This is a genomic window from Burkholderia sp. AU45251 (assembly GCF_030482905.1).
GTDB lineage: Bacteria > Pseudomonadota > Gammaproteobacteria > Burkholderiales > Burkholderiaceae > Burkholderia > Burkholderia aenigmatica.
This window is the reverse complement of sequence record NZ_JAUJQH010000028.1, coordinates 56,736-75,267: the sequence shown is the minus strand read 5'-3', so window position 1 is coordinate 75,267 and position 18,532 is coordinate 56,736. Positions and strand designations below refer to the sequence as shown.

Below are 18,532 nucleotides of genomic sequence, written 5' to 3'. Positions count from 1 at the left end.
TGCCATGCTGAACCTCGCCGAATACCGCCAGCGGCCCACGCTGCTCGCCGACTGGCTGCCCTGGGCCGGGCTGGTCGCGCCGGGTGTCGTCTTGAACAAGGACGGCAGTTTCCAGCGCACGGCCCGGTTTCGCGGTCCTGACCTCGACAGCGCCACGCAAGGCGAGCTGATCGCCACGTCGGCGCGCTTGAACAACGCGCTGCGCCGGCTGGGTTCGGGCTGGGCGCTGTTCATCGAGGCCGAGCGCCGCGCCGCCGCCGACTATCCTCACTCCGAGTTTTCCGAGCCGCTTTCGTGGCTGGTGGACGAGGAACGCCGTGCAGCGTTCGAGGAATCCGACAACCACTTCGAGAGCGGCTATCACCTGACGCTGGTGTACCTGCCGCCCGAAGAATCGCGTGCCCGTGCAGCGGGAATGCTGTACGAGAACCGGCCCACCGAGGGCGTGGACTGGCGTGAGCGCCTGACCGCCTTCGTGGCGGAGACGGATCGGGTCTTTGATCTGCTCGATGGCGTGATGCCGGAAATCTCCTGGCTGGACGACAGCCAGACGCTGACGTACCTGCACGCCACGGTATCGACGCGGCGCGATCGGCTGGCGGTGCCCGAAGTGCCGTTCCACATCGACGCGCTACTGACTGATTCGCCGCTGGTCGGCGGCCTGGCGCCCATGCTGGGCGACCGGCACCTGCGCGTGGTGTCGGTGCGGGGCTTTCCGACCTCGACCTGGCCGGGGATTCTGGACGACCTCAACCGCCTGGGATTTGGGTATCGCTGGAGTACGCGCTTTCTGTGCCTCGACAAATCCGAGGCGGAACGGGAATTGGGGCGTCTGCGCCGCCAGTGGTTCGCCAAGCGCAAGAACGTCATCGCGCTGCTGCGCGAAACGATCTTCCAGCAGGAAAGCCCGCTGGTCGATACCGATGCCAGCAACAAGGCCGCCGATGCGGATGCCGCCTTGCAGGAGCTGGGCAGCGATCAAGTCGCCTTCGGCTACCTGACGGCGACCGTCACCGTCATGGACGAGGACGCCGGCGCAGCCGACGAGAAGCTGCGGATGGTGGAGCGCGTCATCCAGGGGCGCGGGTTTGTGACCATCCCCGAAACGCTCAATGCCGTGGATGCGTGGCTGTCCTCGCTTCCCGGCAACGCCTATGCGAATGTCCGGCAGCCGATCATCTCGACCCTCAATCTGGCGCACATGATGCCGGTGTCGGCGGTATGGGCCGGGCCGGAGAAGAACGACCACTTGGACGGCCCGCCGCTGATCGTCACCCGCACCGATGGCGCGACGCCGTTCCGGCTGGTGACGCACATCGGCGACGTGGGCCACACGCTGGTCGCCGGCCCGACGGGCATGGGCAAGTCGGTCTTGCTTGCCACGCTGGCGATGCAGTTCCGCCGCTATCGCGGCTCGCGCATCTTCGCGTTCGATATGGGGCGCTCGATGCGCGCCACTGTTCTCGGGCTGGGCGGCGAGCACTACGACCTGGGCATGGATGGCGAAATCGCCTTCCAGCCGTTGGCACGCATTGACCGCGACGGCTACCGCACCTGGGCGGCCGAATGGATCGAAGGCCGCTTGCTGCACGAAGGCGTGGCCGTCGGCCCGGACGAGAAGGCGGCTATCTGGTCGGCACTCGGCAGCCTCGCTGGTGCGCCGGTGGAGCAGCGCACCATGACCGGCTTGTCAGTGCTGCTGCAATCGAACGCGCTGCGCCAAGCCTTGTCGCCCTATGTGTTGGGCGGCGCACACGGCAAGCTGCTGGACGCCGACCACGACCGGCTGGGCATGGCGGACGTGCAGGGTTTCGAGATGGAGGAGCTGATGCACAGCAAGGCCGCCGTCATGGCCGTGCTGCATTACCTCTTTGCGCGTTTCGATGAACGCTTCGACGGTGCGCCCACGCTGCTGATCCTCGATGAAGCCTGGTTGTTTCTCGATGACCCAGTGTTTGCAGCGCGCATCCGCCAATGGCTCAAGACGCTGCGCAAGAAAAACGTCAGCGTCATCTTCGCCACGCAGTCGCTCGCGGACATCAAGGATTCGAGCATCGCGCCCGCGATCGTCGAAAGCTGCGCGAGCCGCATCTTCCTGCCGAACCCGCAGGCGACCGAGCCGCAGATCAAGACGATCTATCAGGGCTTCGGCCTCAACAACCGCCAGATCGAAATCGTCGCCACGGCAGTTCCGAAGCGCGACTACTACTACCAATCCCGCCTCGGAAACCGCCTGTTCGACCTCGACCTGGGGGCGGCTGCGCTCGCGTTCGTAGGCGCTTCCACGCCGCAAGACCAGCTCGACATAGACCGCGTGCGGCTGGACGCCGGTACCCCCGGTTTCGCCGGCGCCTGGCTGCGCCATCGCGGCCTCGATTGGGCGGCTGACCTGCTGCCCTTGTTCTCCGGCCTCACGCCGGATTTCCTCCGTACCGCCGACTACCCACAGGAGAACCAGCCATGAAAAAGCGACTCATCGCCGCTGCCGTCGCGGCCATGCTTTGCACCGTTTCCACCGTACACGCGCAATGGGTCGTGATCGACCCCACGAACCTCGTGCAGAACACGCTGACCGCGATTCGCACGCTGGAGCAGATCAACAACCAGATCCAGCAGCTCCAGAACGAAGCGCAGATGCTGATGAACCAGGCGCGCAACCTCGCCAGCCTGCCGTCCAGCGTGGTCGGCCAGTTGCGCACCAACCTGGCGACGACCGAGCGGCTGATCGCCCAGGCGAAGGGCTTGGCCTACGACGTGACGAATCTGGATCAGGAGTTCGCGCGCCTGTACCCCGAGCAGTACGCGGCCACCGTCAGTGGCGACCAGATGTACCGCGACACGCAGGAGCGTTGGAAGAACACGCTCAACGGCTTGCAGACCACCATGCAGATGCAGGCGCAGGTGTCGCAGAACCTGGGCGTTGACGAAACCGTGCTGGCCGACCTCGTGGGCAAGAGCCAATCGGCCGAAGGCGCGTTGCAGGCGATGCAGGCCATGAACCAGTTGCTCGCCTTGCAGGCCAAGCAGTCGATCCAGTCGCAGCGGCTCCAGATCACGCAAGACCGAGCCACCGCACTGGAGCTGGCGCGGCAGGCCGCAGCCACCGAGCGCGGGCGCGAAGTGACGCGGCGCTTCCTGGGCAGCGGCACGCCGTACACGCCGCAGCCCGTCAACTTCTACAACCCCTGACGGGTGCGGCCATGAAGAACGCGCCCGTCCTGTTCGCTCTCGCTTCCCTGTTGGCCGGGTGCGGCCGGCCGCCTTCGGTGGACGCGCTGGCCGCCGACCCGTCCCGGCTGCACGCGCTACGCGCGCAATGCCGCGCGGGCGAGCACGGCGGCGCGTTCTGCGCGCAGGTGGCCCGAGCCGACCTGCGCCGCTTTCTCTCCGGCAAGGCCGGCCCCGGCGAGTACCAGACGCTCGCCGACCTGCCGCCGATCCCACCCAGCTTCGATGAACCCGCTGCCGATGACAACGGGCCTGGGCAGGAGAACTCGCCATGAATGACGTAACCATCATCGACCGCTTCCTCGATACGTTCTCGCGCTACATCGACTCGGGGTTTGGCCTGCTGCATGGCGAGGTGGCGTTTCTGACCGCCACGCTGATCGTCATCGACATGACGATCGCCGGGCTGTTCTGGGCGATGAGCCATGCCACCGGCCAGGGCGAAGACGTGATCGCCAAGCTGATCCGCAAGGTGCTCTACGTCGGTGCCTTCGCCTACATCATCGGCAACTTCAACTGGCTGGCCGGCATCGTGTTCCGCTCCTTCGCCGGGCTGGGCCTGACGGCCAGCGGCTCGACCTTGAGCATGGAGAACTTCCTGCATCCGGGAAGGCTGGCCAAGATCGGCATCGACGCCGGAGCGCCGATCCTCGATCAGATCGGCGACATGGCGGGCTTTCCCGAGGTGTTCGTGAACATCACGCCCATCGTCGTAATGTTCCTCGCCTGGCTGATCGTCCTGCTGTGCTTCTTCGTGTTGGCGATCCAGCTTTTCATCACGCTGATCGAGTTCAAATTGACGACGCTCGCGGGCTTCGTGCTGGTGCCGTTCGCCCTTTGGAACAAGACCGCGTTCCTCGCCGAAAAGGTGCTGGGCAACGTGGTGTCGTCGGGCATCAAGGTGCTGGTGCTGGCCGTCATCGTGGGCATCGGCTCGGGCTTGTTCGCCGAGTTTCAGGTGCAACCGGCCGAGCCGTCCATCGACCATTCGGTCGTCGTCATGCTGGCCTCGCTGACCCTGCTGGCGCTGGGCATCTTCGGGCCAGGCATTGCGACCGGGCTGGTATCGGGCGGCCCGCAACTCGGCGCGGGCGCGATGGCCGGCGCCGTGCTGGGCGCGGCCGGCACCGCCGTTGCCGTGGGCGCTGCGGCCACGGGCGTTGGTGGCGCCGTCGCTGCCGGCGCGCGCATGGCCCCGGCTGCCGCCAAGCTGGCCGGTAGCGGCGCGCGTGCCGCCGCCGGGGCCGCCAGCAGCGCGAAGTCCGCGTTTCAGGCTGGTTCCGCTTCTGCTGGCGGCGGCCTCAAGGGCGCAGCCGCCGGCGTGGGCAACGTCGCCAAGACCGGCGCACAGGCGGCCGGGCAGAAGGTGGCGCAAGGCGCGCGCTCGATCCGCGATCGCGCTGCCGCTGCGTTCAGCACCGATGCGCCAGCAGCCGCGTCCCCAGCGAGTGGCGATGCGCCGCCGTCAGCACCGCAGGAGCAACCGGCCTGGGCCAAGCGCCTGCACCGACGCCAACAGCTCACCCATGCCGCGACGACCGCCGCCCACACGCTGCGCGGTGGCGACGGCGGCAGTTCCAGCCAAGGGCCGAGCCTGCGCGATTCCGATTCCTGATCTTCAAGGAGAACACCCATGCGATTCAAACGCCCGCAGGTGCGCTATGCCGACACGCCGCAGCCTGCGACCCCGTATCAATCCGCCGCGCAAGTGTGGGACGAGCGCATCGGTTCGTCCCGCGTGCAAGCGAAGAACTGGCGGCTGATGGCTTTCGGCTGCCTGCTGCTGGCGCTGCTGATGGCCGGCGGCCTGGTGTGGCGCTCCGCGCAATCCATCGTCACGCCCTACGTGGTGGAGGTGGACAACGCGGGCCAAGTGCGCGCCGTCGGCGAAGCCGCCACGCCGTACCGGCCCAGCGATGCACAAGTGGCCTACCACCTGGGCCGCTTCATCGAGCTGGTGCGCTCGCTGTCCATCGACCCCATTGTCGTGCGCCAGAACTGGCTCGACGCCTACGACTACACCACCGACAAGGGCGCCGTGGTGCTCAACGACTACGCGCGCACCAACGACCCGTTCGCGCGTATCGGCAAGGAATCCGTCACGGTGCAGATAACCAGCGTGACCCGCGCCAGCGACACGTCTTTCAACGTGCGCTGGACGGAACGGCGCTTCGTCAACGGCGCCGCGGCGGGCACTGAACGCTGGAACGCCGTGATTTCCATCGTGCAGCAGACCCCGCGCACCGAACAGCGCCTGCGCAAGAACCCCCTGGGCATCTACGTCAACGGCCTGTCGTGGAGCCGTGAGCTGGATTCTTCCGAAGGAGCAAAACCATGAACCTGTCTTTCCGCTTTTACGCTTTGCCGTTGATGCTCGTTGCCTTGGCGGGCTGCGCCACACAGGGCAAGCCGCCGCCGGCCATCTCGCTCGATGAGCCGGTGCAGGCCCAGCCGCTGCCGGAGCCGCCCGCGCCGGTGGAAGTGGTCAAGGTGCCCGAGCCGCTGGCGCTGCCGGCGCAGTTGAAGCCGTTGCCCGAAGCCGAGGCCGCCAAGCCCGTGCCGGAACCGGCCGACGAAACTGTGCGCGTCTCGCGTGCCAATGCCGAGGCGCGCATCGCGCCCACGCGCGAGGGCTACGTCAATGCGATTCAGGTGTGGCCCTTCACCGATGGCGCGCTGTATCAGGTCTATGCGGCCGTGGGCCGCGTGACCGTGATCGCGCTCCAGCCCGGCGAGGAACTGGTGACGGTCGCCGCGGGCGACACGGTGCGCTGGATCGTGGGCGACACGTCCAGCGGCAGCGGTGATGCGCTGCGCGTGAACGTGATGGTCAAGCCCATCCGCTCGGGCCTCAAGACGAATCTGGTCATCACCACCAGCCGGCGCACCTACCTGCTGGAGCTGACCTCGACCGAAAAGACATGGATGGCCTCGGTTTCCTGGGAGTACCCGAAGGACAAGATGCTGGCCTTGCAGCGCCAGGCGCAGGCGGCCAGCACCGCCGCGCCTGTTGATACCGGCTTGTCGCTGGAGAAGATCCGCTTCCGCTACGCGGTCAGCGGCAGCAATCCGCCGTGGAAGCCGCTGCGCGCCTTCGATGACGGCGAGAAGGTCTATATCCAGTTCCCCGCCGGCATCGCGCAAGGCGAGCTGCCGCCGCTGTTCGTGATCGGTGCGCAGGGCGACGGGCAACTGGTGAACTACCGCTTCCGCGCGCCGTACTACATCGTGGATCGCCTCTTTGGCGCGGCGGAGCTGCGCCTGGGCGGCGACAAGGGCGACGTGGTGCGGATCGAGCGCACGGACGGCACCCGGAGGAACTGACCATGAGCAAGGACGACACCCCCGACCGTGCCGCGCCGCAGGCGGGCAAGGTCGCGCCCGAGGCGGTGGCGCTGCGCGCCCAGCCGCGCCCGGTCACTCGCCTGAACCGGCGCACGCTGGCGATGCTCATGGGCGGCCTGTCGGTCGCCGTGCTGGGTGCGACTATCTGGTCATTGCAGCCGCACCGGCGGGGCGCGGGCGAGCAGACCGAGCTTTACAACGTCGATCGCGTGAGCAAGTCCGAAGGGCTGGACGGCCTGCCTTCGGACTACTCGAAGCTGCCGCAGAAGGTGCCCGAGCTGGGGCCGCCGCTGCCGGGCGACCTTGGCCCCGCCATCGTGGCCTCGCAGCAGCCGGTAACGCCGACCTATGCGCCGCCCGGCCACGACCCAGAGGACGCCTTGCGCAAGGAGGCCGACGCCGCGGCGGCCTCATCGGTGTTCTTCCGCTCGGGCCAGCAGGGCAAGGCCGCAGCGCCAGCCACGGCCCAAACCCCTGCGGCTGCGCCGGGCAGCGCCTTCGACCCGCTGGCGGCCGGGCCGGCCTCGACAGCGGCCCAGCCCGCCGACCCGACCGCCACGCAGAACCGGCAAGACCAGAAGGAGGCGTTCCTGAAAGGCGGTTCTACGGAAACCCGCAATTCCGGCAACCTGCAAATGCCGGCATCGCCGTATCAGGTCATGGCTGGCACGGTGATCGCCGGGGCGCTCGTCACGGGCATCAAGTCGGACTTGCCGGGCGACGTGATCGCCACGGTGACGGAGCCGGTCTATGACTCGGCCACAGGCAAGTTCCTGCTGATCCCGCAAGGCTCGCGCATCATGGGCAAATACAACAGCCAGGTCAGCTACGGGCAGAGTCGCGTGCAGGTGGTGTGGAACCGGATCATCCTGCCGGACACGTCTTCGCTGACCATCGACAACCTTGTGGGCACCGACCCGGCCGGCTATTCCGGCCTCGAAGATGGCGTGGACTACCACTGGAGCCGCATCGTCGCCGGCGCGGCGCTGACGACGCTACTGGGCGTGGGTGCCGAGTTGGCCGCGCCGGAGAACCGGCAGGACGGCAACCGCATCGTGATCGCGGGGCGCGACAGCGCGCAGGACAGCATCAATCAGGTCGGCCAGGAGATGACCCGGCGCAACATGAACATCCAGCCGACCTTGACCGAGCGGCCGGGCCTGCCGGTGCGGATCATCGTCAAGCGTGACCTGGTGCTGCGACCGTACCAGCCGATGTTCTTCAACAGGGGGGCGATGCGATGAGCACGGGCAAGAAGCTGCGGCTCGGGCCACTGCCGAAACTGGAGTCCACGAAGCTGACCTTCGCGTGTCCGGCCAGCCTGCGGGCCGACCTCGACCGCTACGCCGCGCTGCACGCGCAGACCTACGGCGAGGCGGTCGATGCTGCGACGCTCATCCCGCACATGCTGGAGGCGTTCATGGCTGGGGATCGAGGATTCAGGAAAGGAGCAGTGGCGGCGGCGAAGGCCGTGCAACCGAAACAGGCCTGATTTTGTTGGTTCATCACGACGAAAGCGCAGCCTACGGGCTGCGCTTTCGCTTTTGGAGTGGATTGCACCAGGCTAGAAGCTACAACAGCGATGCGCCCCGGCTCGCCGGAGTGCCCCTACACTTGCCACCGCAAAGCGCCTATGTGGCACCTAGCCTAAAAAGCAGTAGGAGCGCGCAACGGTCGATTTTTGGCCTAACCTATTGCCCCACAAGACCTTTCATGTTGCTGCCTGTCCGCATCAAAGGCTTGACAGCGGACATTTTTCATTGGCGCGGCCGATCGACGGCCGCACGGTGTGGCGCATTCAACGCCGGCTCACATCTCGCCGCGCCGCGAGCAGATCGACATGATCTGCTGGATCGCATAGTTGTCGCGCACGCCCGGCAGCGATTGCACGACGCACTCGTGAAAGCGTCGCTCGCGCGGCAACAGCATCGCGTTGTTGCGATACAGCGCGTCGCAGGAGCGCTGGATCAGCTGGGCCGCCGCACCGTTGCGGCTTTCGCGCAGCGCATTGAGCATGCACTCGTCGTATTGCGCACTGCCGTCGGTCAGCGCGAACGCCGCACCTGGCAGCGCCAGCGCGACGGCCGCGAATGCGATGGCTCGGATCGCCCGTTTCATGTGCTCTCCGAAGGAGTGGACTGGGTCGGCCGACAGCATAACGTAAAGCCGCGAGCGCGGCTGACGCGTTGCGCCGGGCCGACGGGAGCCGCCGCCGGGCAGCCTTCGCGCGCGGGAGTGGCGCCCCGTCGGGCGCCGCGGACCGGCATCTTCGCGAAAGCGCGGAGTCAGGCGGTGGTCTGCGGAAATGGTATCCTCGTGCGTTCGCCGCTGCACGCCTTCCCGGGGCATGCGCGGGCCGGTCGCCACCGCGTTGCACGCGTGGCGGCGCCCGCATGACGGCGGCGGGAATCCATCATCCAGAACCGACACAATACGGGGGAGACACCCATGAAGCGTTTCAAGACTTTCGCGATCCGTTCGATCACGGCCGGCGTGGCCGCACTCGCGCTGGCAGGTGCCGCGCACGCACAGACCGTCAAGGTGCTGTCGATCGTCGATCATCCGGCACTCGATGCTATCCGCGACGGCGTGCGCGCCGAGCTGAAGGCGGAAGGTTACGGCGACGACAAGCTCAAGTGGGAATACCAGAGCGCGCAGGGCAACACGGGCACGGCCGCGCAGATCGCGCGCAAGTTCGTCGGCGACCAGCCCGACGTGATCGTCGCGATCGCGACGCCGGCCGCGCAGGCGGTGGTCGCGTCGACCAAGAGCGTGCCGGTCGTCTATTCGGGCGTGACCGATCCGGTCGCCGCGCAGCTCGTGAAGGGCTGGGGCCCGTCGGGCACCAACGTGACGGGCGTGTCCGACAAGCTGCCGCTCGATCGCCAGGTCGCGCTGATCAAGCGCGTCGTCCCGAATGCGAAGACGGTCGGCATGGTCTACAACCCGGGCGAGGCGAACTCGGTCGTGGTCGTGAAGGAGCTCAAGGAGATTCTCGCGAAGCAGGGGATGACGCTGAAGGAAGCGGCCGCGCCGCGTACCGTCGACATCGGCCCGGCCGCGAAGAGCCTGATCGGCAAGGTCGACGTGATCTACACGAACACCGACAACAACGTCGTGTCCGCGTACGAAGCGCTCGTGAAGGTCGCGAATGAAGCGAAGATCCCGCTCGTCGCCGGCGACACCGACAGTGTGAAGCGCGGCGGCATCGCGGCGCTCGGCATCAACTACGGCGACCTCGGCCGCCAGACCGGCAAGGTCGTCGCGCGCATCCTGAAGGGCGAGAAGCCGGGCGCGATCGTGTCGGAGACGAGCAGCAACCTCGAACTGTTCGCGAACACGGGCGCGGCCGCGAAGCAGGGCGTCACGCTGTCGCCGGATCTGCTCAAGGAAGCGAAGACGGTCATCAAGTAAGCCGCGGCCCGACCGCTGCGCTTGCGGGCCCGATCCGGGCCTGAACGACTTCGCCGGACGGGCGGCTCCCACCCGGGGCCGCCCGTTCGCTTCGCCCGGCCGTACACGTCCGGCCGGGAAGCAACAGGATTTCCCCATCATGTCTCTGTTCTCGTTTCTGGGCGCCCTGGAGATCGGTCTGATCTTCAGCCTCGTCGCCCTCGGGGTGCTGATCTCGTTTCGCATCCTCAACTTCCCCGACCTCACCGTCGACGGCAGCTTTCCGCTCGGCGGCGCGGTTGCCGCGACGCTGATCTCGGCCGGCTACGACCCGTTCAGCTCGACCTGCATCGCGATCGTCGCGGGCGCGGTGGCCGGCTTCATCACCGGTTGGCTCAACGTGCGCCTGAAGATCATGGATCTGCTCGCCAGTATCCTGATGATGATCGCGCTCTATTCGGTGAACCTGCGGATCATGGGCCGGCCGAACGTGCCGCTCATCACCGAACCGACCATCTTCACCGTGCTGCAGCCCGACTGGATGCCCGACTACGTGCTGCGCCCGGCGCTGCTCGCGATCGTCGTCGTGGTCGCGAAGCTCGGTCTCGACTGGTTCTTCTCGTCGCAGCTCGGCCTCGCGATGCGCGCGACCGGCGCGAACCCGCGGATGGCGCGTGCGCAAGGCATCGCGACCGGCCGCGCGACGCTCGCCGGGATGGCGCTGTCGAACGCGCTCGTCGCGCTCGCCGGTGCGCTGTTCGCGCAGACGCAGGGCGGCGCGGACATCTCGATGGGGATCGGCACGATCGTGATCGGGCTGGCTGCCGTGATCATCGGCGAAACGCTGCTGCCGGCGCGCCGGCTCGTGCTGACGACGCTCGCCGTCGTGCTCGGCGCGATCGTCTACCGCTTCTTCATCGCGCTTGCGCTCAACAGCGAATTCATCGGGCTGAAGGCGCAGGATCTGAACCTCGTGACGGCCGCGCTCGTCACGATCGCGCTGGTGCTGCCGGCGACGCGCAAGAAACTGTTCGCGCGCAAGAACGGAGGGGCCTGACATGCTGTCCGCACAAGACCTGAAACTCACGTTCAATCCCGGCACGCCGATCGAGACGCGCGCGCTGCGCGGGCTGTCGCTCGAGATTCCCGACGGCCAGTTCGTCGCGGTGATCGGTTCGAACGGCGCTGGCAAGTCGACCTTCCTCAACGCGGTCAGCGGCGACCAGGCGGTCGATGCGGGACGCATCTCGATCGACGGCACGGACGTCACGCGCAAGGCCGCGTGGGATCGCGCGCACCTCGTTGCGCGCGTGTTCCAGGATCCGATGGCCGGCACCTGCGAGGCGCTGACGATCGAGGAGAACATGGCGCTCGCGATGGCGCGCGGTGCGCGGCGCGGCTTCCGGGCCGCGCTCGACCGGCCGTCGCGCGAGCTGTTCCGCGACAAGCTGCGGCTCCTGAACCTCGGCCTCGAGAACCGGCTGACCGACCGGATCGGGCTGCTGTCGGGCGGCCAGCGGCAGGCGGTGAGCCTGTTGATGGCGTCGCTGCGGCCGTCGCGGATCCTGCTGCTCGACGAGCACACGGCCGCGCTCGACCCGAAGACGGCCGCGTTCGTGCTGGAGCTGACCGCGCGCATCGTCGCCGAGAGCAAGCTGACGACGATGATGGTCACGCACAGCATGCGGCAGGCGCTCGACTACGGCGACCGCACGGTGATGCTGCACCAGGGGCAGGTCGTGCTCGACGTGTCGGGCGACGCGCGCAAGGGGCTCGACGTGCCGGACCTGCTGCAGATGTTTGAGAAGGTGCGTCACGAGCAGCTCGACGACGACGCGTTGCTGCTCGGCTGACGGGCGGTGGGCGGGCCGGCGCGGTGTGCAGGATGTGCATCGTGCCGGTTGGCAGGCTGGCTGGGCTCTGCTCGGTTCGGCCCGGCTGCGCGATTCGGTTCGCATGCGCCACATCGGCGCCCGAGGGGTGTGGCGGGCGTCCGGACGGTGCGAGCCGGTGATGCCGGCGGCGACCCGCCGTAATATTGCGGACCCGCCGACTTTTCACCCGCCTTTCATCTGACGAAATACCGGTTTCGTACCAGTACTGTGCGGCGTGGACGCATTGCCATATACTGTATATCCATACAGTTGTGGGTGGCGTCATGCTCGCATCCTCCATTTCTCCCGAATCCCTTCATCCGTCGCTGTGGCGCGGCTCGCAACTCGCGCGTGGCGGCCCGCGCACGATCGACACGGGCTTTGCATCGCTGTCCGCCGAGTTGCCGGGCGGCGGCTGGCCGGTCGGCGGGCTCGTCGAACTGCTGGCCGCGCAGCCGGGCTGCGGCGAAATGCGGCTGCTCGCGCCCGCGCTCGCGCGCACCGTCAGCGCGCGGCGCCCGCTTGCGCTCGTCGCGCCGCCGCAGTCGCCGCATGCCACCGCGCTCGCCAGTCTCGGCGTGCCGGCCGACGCGCTGCTGTGGCTGCGTGCCGGCAGTCGCACAGATGCGCTGTGGGCTGCCGAGCAGGCACTCAAGACCGGTTGTTGCGGCGCGCTGCTGCTGTGGCAGGACGCGCGGCCCGATGCGCTGCGGCGCCTGCATCTCGCGGCCGCACGCACGGGCGACACGCTGTTCGTGATGCTGCGCCCGCTGTCGGCCGAGCGGCAACCGTCGCCGGCCGTGCTGCGGGTCGCGCTGTACCCGGTGCCGGGCGGCGTGTCGCTCGACATCGTCAAGCGGCGCGGCCCCGCCCGCAGCGAGCCGCTCGTGCTCGACCTGCCGTCGCCCATCGTGGAGAGCCGCTATGCGCGTCTTGCTCGGCATCCATCTGCCGCGCCTGCCGCTCGACGTGTGCGTCGCGCCTCCGTCTGACGGCGAGGCCAGCAGCGCCGGCCGTGCGGTGCTCGAGCAGGGTGTCGTGCTGATCGCCGACGCGGCCGCGCGCCGGCACGGCGTGCGCGCGGGCATGAAGCGCGGCGGCGTGCTCACGCTCGCGCCGCACACGCAGCTCGTCGAACGCGATCCCGCACGCGAGGCCGATGCGCTGCGCGCGGTCGCGCTCGCGTTGCTGCGCTTCTCGCCGTGCGTCGCGCTCGGCGACGAAGCCACGCTGCTCGTGGATGTCGGCCCGAGTCTGCGCCTGTTCGGCGGGCTGCCGTCGCTGTGCCGCCAGGTGCGCGCGACGCTCGTGGCGCTCGGCTATGCCGCGCGCCTGTCTGCCGCTCCGACCGGGGGCGGCGCGTGGCTGCTCGCGCGCGTGTCGGCTCGCGCACGCATCCGGCGCCGGGTCGCCGGGCAAGCGTCGCTCGTGCGCGTGCTCGACCGGCTGCCATGCGTGCTGCTGCCCGACGCGCGTCCCTATGCAGGCTGGTTCGACGGCCTCGGTTGCCGCACGCTCGCCGATCTGCGCGGCCTGCCACGCGCAGGGCTGCAGCGCCGCTGCGGTCCCGCGTTGCTGGCCGCGCTCGATCGCGCGTACGGCGATGCGGTCGAGCCGCTCGCGTGGATGGCGGTGCCGCCCGTGTTCGACGTGCGGCTCGAACTGCAGGAGCGCGTCGAATACGCGGAAGCCGTGTTGTTCGTTGCGCGGCGGCTCGTCGTGCAGCTCTGCGGCTGGCTGGCTGCGCGGCACCTGTCACTGGCCGCGATGACGTTCGATCTCGAACACGAGCGCGGCCGCCAGGCCGTGCCGCCGACGCCGCTCGAACTCGCATTCGCGGCACCCGTGCGCGACGAGGCGCACTTCATGCGGCTGCTCGGCGAGCGGCTCGCGCGCGTCGAGTTGCCGGCCGCGGTGATTGCGGTGCGCCTGAAGGCCACGCGCGTCGAATCGGTCGCGCCGCCGGCCGACGATCTGTTTCCCGAGCCCGGCGGCACGCGCGAGACGCGTGCGCGGCTGTTCGAGCTGCTGGTCGCGCGGCTTGGCGCGGACAACGTGTTGCGCGCGGCGCCCGTCGCCGATCACCGGCCCGAGGCCGCGAACCGCTGGCTGCCGCTCGACGCGCAGGCCGGCAAGCCGGCTGCCGGGCCACCCGCCGTGCCGCCGAGGCCCGCGTGGTTGCTGGCGGAGCCGCTGCCGTTGTTGATGCGTGGGGAGCGGCCGGTATTTCATACGCCGCTGAGGATGATGTCGTCGGTGGAGCGGATCGAAGCCGGGTGGTTCGACGGTCAGCTCGCTGCGCGCGATTACTGCGTCGCGCAGGACGAGGCCGGTGCGTGCTACTGGGTGTTCAAGGAGCGGGCGGGGAGCGAGGCCGAGCCGCGCTGGTTCCTGCACGGTCTGTTCGGGTGAACGGTGATGGTTGCGGAATTCAGCTGGCTGCCCGATTACGCGGAGTTGTTCTGCCGTTCGAACTTTTCGTTCCTGCATGGCGCGTCGCATGCGGAGGAACTGGTCGAGCGTGCATTCGAGCTCGGCTATCGCGGGATCGCGATCACCGACGAATGCTCGCTCGCCGGTGCGCCGCGCATGCACGTCGCGGCGAAGGCGAAAGGGCTGCCGTTCGTCATCGGTTCGTATTTCGAGGTCACGCCGGATGACGTCGCGCCTGGCCACGATCCGGGCCCCGGCGCGTTCGGGCTCGTGTTGCTTGCGCAGAATCGTGAAGGCTACGGCAATCTGTCCGAGCTGATCTCGTGGCGGCGGATGGCTTCGCCGAAGGGCACTTACACGCTGACGTCGCGGATGCTGTCGGCGCCGCCAGCGGAGTTTGCGCACTTGCGCGGCATGCCTGACTGCTTCGCGATTCTCGTGCCGGCGTATCCGGTGCGTGCGGATGTACTCGATGCGCAGGTCGCGTGGTTTCGCGCGACGTTCGGCGAACGTGCGCGGCTCGGGCTCGTGCAACTGCAGCGCGCGCTGGACGGTGCGCAGCGCGAGGAGATTCGTGCGGCCGGCGAGCGGCGTGGTGTGCGTATCGTCGCGCTGGGCGACGTGACGATGCACCGGCGCTCGTGCAAGGAGCTGCAGGACGTGATGACGGCGATTCGCGTCGGCATGCCGGTTTCCGAGTGCGGGTATGCGCTTGCGCCGAATGCGGAACAGCATTTGCGCGGGCGGAACCGGATCGGGAATCTGTATTCGCCGGCGGAGATCGAGGAGACCTGCACGATTCTCGATACGTGCGATTTCAAACTCGACTCGCTTCGCTACGAGTATCCCGACGAGATCGTGCCGAAGGGGCTCACGCCGACGAGCTATCTGGAGCAGGAAACCATGGCCGGGGCGGCCACCCGCTATCCGCAAGGTGTGCCGGAGAAGGTGTCGAAGCAGATCCGGTATGAACTTGACCTGATCGCGCAACTGAGCTACGAGCCGTTCTTCCTGACCGTCTACGACATCGTCAAATACGCGCGCAGCCAGAACATTCTGTGCCAGGGTCGCGGCTCGGCGGCGAACTCGGTCGTCTGCTTCTGCCTCGGCATCACCGAGGTGAATCCCGAGCAGAGCACGATGCTGTTCGAACGCTTCATCAGCGCGGAGCGCGGCGAGCCGCCCGATATCGACGTCGACTTCGAGCATCAGCGCCGGGAAGAGGTGATCCAGCATATCTACAAGAAGTACGGGCACAACCGCGCCGCGCTTGCGGCTGCCGTATCGACCTATCGCCCGCGTGGCGTGCTGCGCGAAACCGGCAAGGCGCTCGGCGTCGATCCGATGCTGGTCGATCGCGTCGCGAAAGCGCACCGCTGGTTCGACGGCAGCCGCGACCTGCTGCAGCAATTCTCGACGATCGGGCTCGATCCCGAGACGCCGCTCATCCTGGCGTGGGCCCGGCTCGCCGCACGGCTGCTGAACTTTCCGCGCCACCTGTCGCAGCATTCGGGCGGTTTCGTGATCAGCCGCGGCAAGCTCACGCGGCTCGTGCCGGTCGAGAACGCGGCGATGGACGGGCGGCGCGTGATCCAGTGGGACAAGGACGATCTCGAAGCACTCGGGCTGATGAAGGTCGACGTGCTCGCGCTCGGCATGCTGTCGGCGCTGCATCGCGCCTTCGACATGCGTACCGCGTGGCGCGGGCCGCCGGAGCCGGATGGCGAACCGTTCACGCTGAAGCACATTCCGCAGGATGACAAGGCGACCTACGACATGATCTGCCGTGCCGATACGGTCGGCGTGTTCCAGATCGAATCGCGTGCACAGATGTCGATGCTGCCGCGCTTGCGCCCGCGAACTTACTACGACCTGGTGATCGAGGTGGCGATCGTGCGGCCGGGGCCGATCCAGGGCGGGGCCGTGCACCCCTATCTGAAACGCCGCCAGGGAATCGAAAAGGTCAGTTATCCGAAGGAGGATTTGAAGCCTGCGCTCGAACGGACGTACGGCGTGCCGATCTTCCAGGAGCAGGTGATGCAGATCGCGATGATCGCGGCGGGCTTCACGCCCGGCGAGGCTGACGAACTGCGCCGCGCGATGGCCGCGTGGAAGCGCAAGGGCAATCTCGAGAAATATCACCGCAAGATCGTCGACGGGATGCGCGAGCGCGACTATCCGCCCGACTTCGCCGAGCAGATCTTCGAACAGATCAAGGGCTTCGGCGATTACGGTTTCCCCGAAAGCCACGCCGCCAGCTTCGCGAAACTCGCGTACGCCAGCAGCTGGCTCAAATGCCACGAACCGGCGATCTTCCTCGCCGCGCTGCTGAACAGCCAGCCGATGGGTTTCTACCCGCCGTCGCAACTCGTGCAGGACGCGAAGCGCCACGGCGTGCAGGTGCTGCCGATCGACGTGACGCAAAGCAACTGGGACGCCTCGCTCGAAGCGCTGCCCGACCAGCCGCCTCCCGATGGTCAGCCGGCCGTGCGGCTCGGCCTGTCGCTCGTGCGCGGTCTCGGCGAAGCTGCCGCGCGCCGCATCGAAGCCGCACGCATGGCGGCCGGCCCGTTCGACAACGTCGACACCCTCGCGCGCCGCGCTCAACTCGAACGCCGCGATCTCGAAGCGCTCGCCGCCGCGAACGCACTTGCAACGCTCGCCGGCCACCGCCGCGATGCGCTGTGGCAAGCGGTTGCAGCAGCCCCCGAACGCGACCTGCTCGCGACCGCTCCGATCGACGAAGCGGAGAAGCCCGCACTCGGCGCGCCGTCGGAAGCCGACGACATCCTCGCCGACTATCACACCACCGGCCTCACGCTGAACCGCCACCCGGTCGCGCTGCTGCGGCCCGCGCTACGCGCGCGGCGGCTGTCGTCCGCAGCCGAATTGCACGACCGCCCCGACGGCCGGCTCGCGCGTGCGTGCGGGCTCGTGACCGCGCGGCAGATGCCGGGCACCGCGAAAGGCGTGATGTTCATGACGCTCGAGGACGAAACGGGCTGCGTGAACCTGATCGTCCGGCCCGAGCTGCTCGCGCGGCAGCGCCGCGAAACCCTCGATTCGCGGCTGCTCGCCGCGTCCGGCGTGTGGCAGGTCGCGAGCGACGTGCGGCACCTCGTCGTACAGCACTTCGAGGATCTGACGCCGCTGCTCGGCGGCCTGCGCACATCGAGCCGCGAATTCCACTGACGCACCGTGGCGGTGGCGGCGCGCCTGCCGTCACCCGTGCATACCAGTCGGCTCAACTGGTTCTATTAAGGTCTTATATTCGTGCCCAAAACCTGGCCGAACCGCGTACTGGAACTGTCCCCTTGCATACCAATCCGGGTAAATCCCTATCCCGCACTTCGTTGTAAACAAAGGGTTTCTTTGAACTAAAACGCTTGCAGGGCAAGGCTTCCGGCGATTTTGGCGCGGCTAATACCAGTTCGTTGACTGGTATTATTGTGGTTATATAATGCCCTCACTTTCGACGGCCTGCGGTCGTCGTCCGACACCCGGAGGCACATGGAAACCGGCTGGTCCGAACTGGCGCCCGATCCCCTCAGCGACACGCCGCTCTATCTGCAGCTCGCCCGCAACCTGGCGAGCGCGATCCACGTCGGCGCGTGGCGGGCCGGCGAGGCGCTGCCGTCGGAGCGGCTGCTGTCGGTGTCGGTCGGTGTGTCGCGGATCACGGCCCGTCGCGCACTCGCGTTGCTGGTCGAGCAAGGGCTGATCAAGCGGGCGCGCGGGGCAGGCAGCTTCATCACGCCGCGTGTCGCCGATCCGCTGTCGCGTCTCGTCGGCTTCACCGCGAAGATGCAGCAGCGCGGCTTCGTGCCCGATTCGGTGTGGCTGTCGCGCACGCTGCGCGCCGCAAACCGCGACGAGATCACGCGTCTCGGCCTCGCGCCCGGTGCGACGGTGGCGCGGCTCGAACGGCTGCGCCGCGCGGACGGCATCGTGATGGCCGTCGAGCACTCGACGCTGCCGGCGGCAGTGGTGCCTGATCCGCAGGTGCTCGGCGCGTCGCTGTACGAATACCTCGACGCGCGCGGGATGACCGTCGTGCGCGCGCTGCAGCACTTTCGCGCGGCGAACGCGACCCACGCGATCGCGAAATGGATGGCAGTGAAGCCGGGTTCGGCGCTGCTGGTGATCACGCGGATCGGCTACGGCGCCGACCAGCGCGCGATCGAAGTGAGTGAAACGTATTGCCGCGACGATTACTACGACTTCGTCGCCGAACTGAAACGCTGACGCGCGAGACTGCC

Annotated in this window: 16 protein-coding genes; 15 read left to right on the top strand and 1 reads right to left on the bottom strand. The window is 67.9% G+C overall.

What is annotated here, in order from left to right; genetic code table 11:
* Positions 1-4 precede the first annotated feature (4 nt).
* Genes trbE through QZM67_RS34010 form a run of 8 tightly spaced genes read left to right on the top strand, consistent with a single transcriptional unit; the run spans position 5 to position 8,065 of the window.
* Positions 5-2,464: a conjugal transfer protein TrbE gene (trbE, locus tag QZM67_RS34045; protein WP_024100059.1), complete on the top strand. Its 2,460-nt coding sequence runs from the start codon at positions 5-7 to the stop codon at positions 2,462-2,464.
* Positions 2,461-3,189 carry a P-type conjugative transfer protein TrbJ gene (trbJ, locus tag QZM67_RS34040; RefSeq protein ID WP_024100058.1) on the top strand — a complete coding sequence of 243 codons (729 nt, stop codon included), beginning with the start codon at positions 2,461-2,463 and terminating at the stop codon, positions 3,187-3,189. Before trbE ends, trbJ begins: the two co-directional genes overlap by 4 nt.
* Positions 3,190-3,200: 11 nt before the next feature.
* A complete protein-coding gene (locus QZM67_RS34035; protein WP_024100057.1) occupies positions 3,201-3,503 on the top strand; it encodes a hypothetical protein in 303 nt (100 codons plus the stop codon).
* A complete protein-coding gene (gene trbL, locus QZM67_RS34030; protein WP_024100056.1) occupies positions 3,500-4,843 on the top strand; it encodes a P-type conjugative transfer protein TrbL in 1,344 nt (447 codons plus the stop codon). The genes QZM67_RS34035 and trbL overlap by 4 nt, the downstream gene beginning before the upstream one ends.
* 18 nt (positions 4,844-4,861) lie before the next feature.
* Entirely contained in the window at positions 4,862-5,566 is a 705-nt protein-coding gene (gene trbF, locus QZM67_RS34025) for a conjugal transfer protein TrbF (protein ID WP_024100055.1), read from the top strand.
* Positions 5,563-6,552, top strand: coding sequence for a P-type conjugative transfer protein TrbG (gene trbG, locus QZM67_RS34020; RefSeq protein WP_024100054.1), 990 nt, complete (start codon positions 5,563-5,565; stop codon positions 6,550-6,552). Before trbF ends, trbG begins: the two co-directional genes overlap by 4 nt.
* 2 nt (positions 6,553-6,554) lie before the next feature.
* The gene (locus QZM67_RS34015) at positions 6,555-7,817 is read left to right on the top strand and encodes a TrbI/VirB10 family protein (protein ID WP_024100053.1); all 1,263 of its coding nucleotides are present in this window, start codon (positions 6,555-6,557) and stop codon (positions 7,815-7,817) included.
* Positions 7,814-8,065, top strand: coding sequence for a DUF2274 domain-containing protein (locus tag QZM67_RS34010; RefSeq protein WP_024100052.1), 252 nt, complete (start codon positions 7,814-7,816; stop codon positions 8,063-8,065). Before QZM67_RS34015 ends, QZM67_RS34010 begins: the two co-directional genes overlap by 4 nt.
* A 317-nt stretch (positions 8,066-8,382) precedes the next feature.
* On the opposite strand, the gene QZM67_RS34005 is transcribed toward QZM67_RS34010, so the two are convergent.
* On the bottom strand, positions 8,383-8,691 hold the full coding sequence (locus QZM67_RS34005; RefSeq protein ID WP_175026191.1) for a VF_A0006 family four-cysteine protein: 309 nt from the start codon (positions 8,689-8,691) through the stop codon (positions 8,383-8,385).
* 330 nt (positions 8,692-9,021) lie between these two features.
* Here QZM67_RS34005 and QZM67_RS34000 point away from each other — a divergent pair, with 330 nt between their 5' ends.
* The 7 genes from QZM67_RS34000 (at position 9,022) to QZM67_RS33970 (ending at position 18,518) form a co-directional block, all read left to right on the top strand.
* Positions 9,022-9,987, top strand: a complete 966-nt coding sequence (locus tag QZM67_RS34000) for an ABC transporter substrate-binding protein (RefSeq protein ID WP_301810136.1) — start codon at positions 9,022-9,024, stop codon at positions 9,985-9,987.
* A 139-nt stretch (positions 9,988-10,126) separates the two neighbouring features.
* The gene (locus tag QZM67_RS33995; RefSeq protein WP_039346181.1) at positions 10,127-11,023 is read left to right on the top strand and encodes an ABC transporter permease; all 897 of its coding nucleotides are present in this window, start codon (positions 10,127-10,129) and stop codon (positions 11,021-11,023) included.
* Between the two features lies 1 nt (position 11,024).
* Entirely contained in the window at positions 11,025-11,819 is a 795-nt protein-coding gene (locus QZM67_RS33990) for an ABC transporter ATP-binding protein (RefSeq protein WP_011353261.1), read from the top strand.
* Between the two features lie 305 nt (positions 11,820-12,124).
* Complete coding sequence (gene imuA, locus QZM67_RS33985; RefSeq protein ID WP_043187248.1) at positions 12,125-12,832, top strand: translesion DNA synthesis-associated protein ImuA; 708 nt, start codon at positions 12,125-12,127, stop codon at positions 12,830-12,832.
* Complete coding sequence (locus tag QZM67_RS33980; RefSeq protein WP_301810132.1) at positions 12,765-14,252, top strand: DNA polymerase Y family protein; 1,488 nt, start codon at positions 12,765-12,767, stop codon at positions 14,250-14,252. Before imuA ends, QZM67_RS33980 begins: the two co-directional genes overlap by 68 nt.
* A 6-nt stretch (positions 14,253-14,258) precedes the next feature.
* Positions 14,259-17,465 (top strand): error-prone DNA polymerase, encoded by a 3,207-nt coding sequence (locus QZM67_RS33975; RefSeq protein ID WP_301810128.1) that lies wholly within the window; start codon positions 14,259-14,261, stop codon positions 17,463-17,465.
* Positions 17,466-17,783: 318 nt separating this feature from the next.
* Entirely contained in the window at positions 17,784-18,518 is a 735-nt protein-coding gene (locus QZM67_RS33970; RefSeq protein ID WP_301810125.1) for a GntR family transcriptional regulator, read from the top strand.
* Positions 18,519-18,532: the final 14 nt, after the last annotated feature.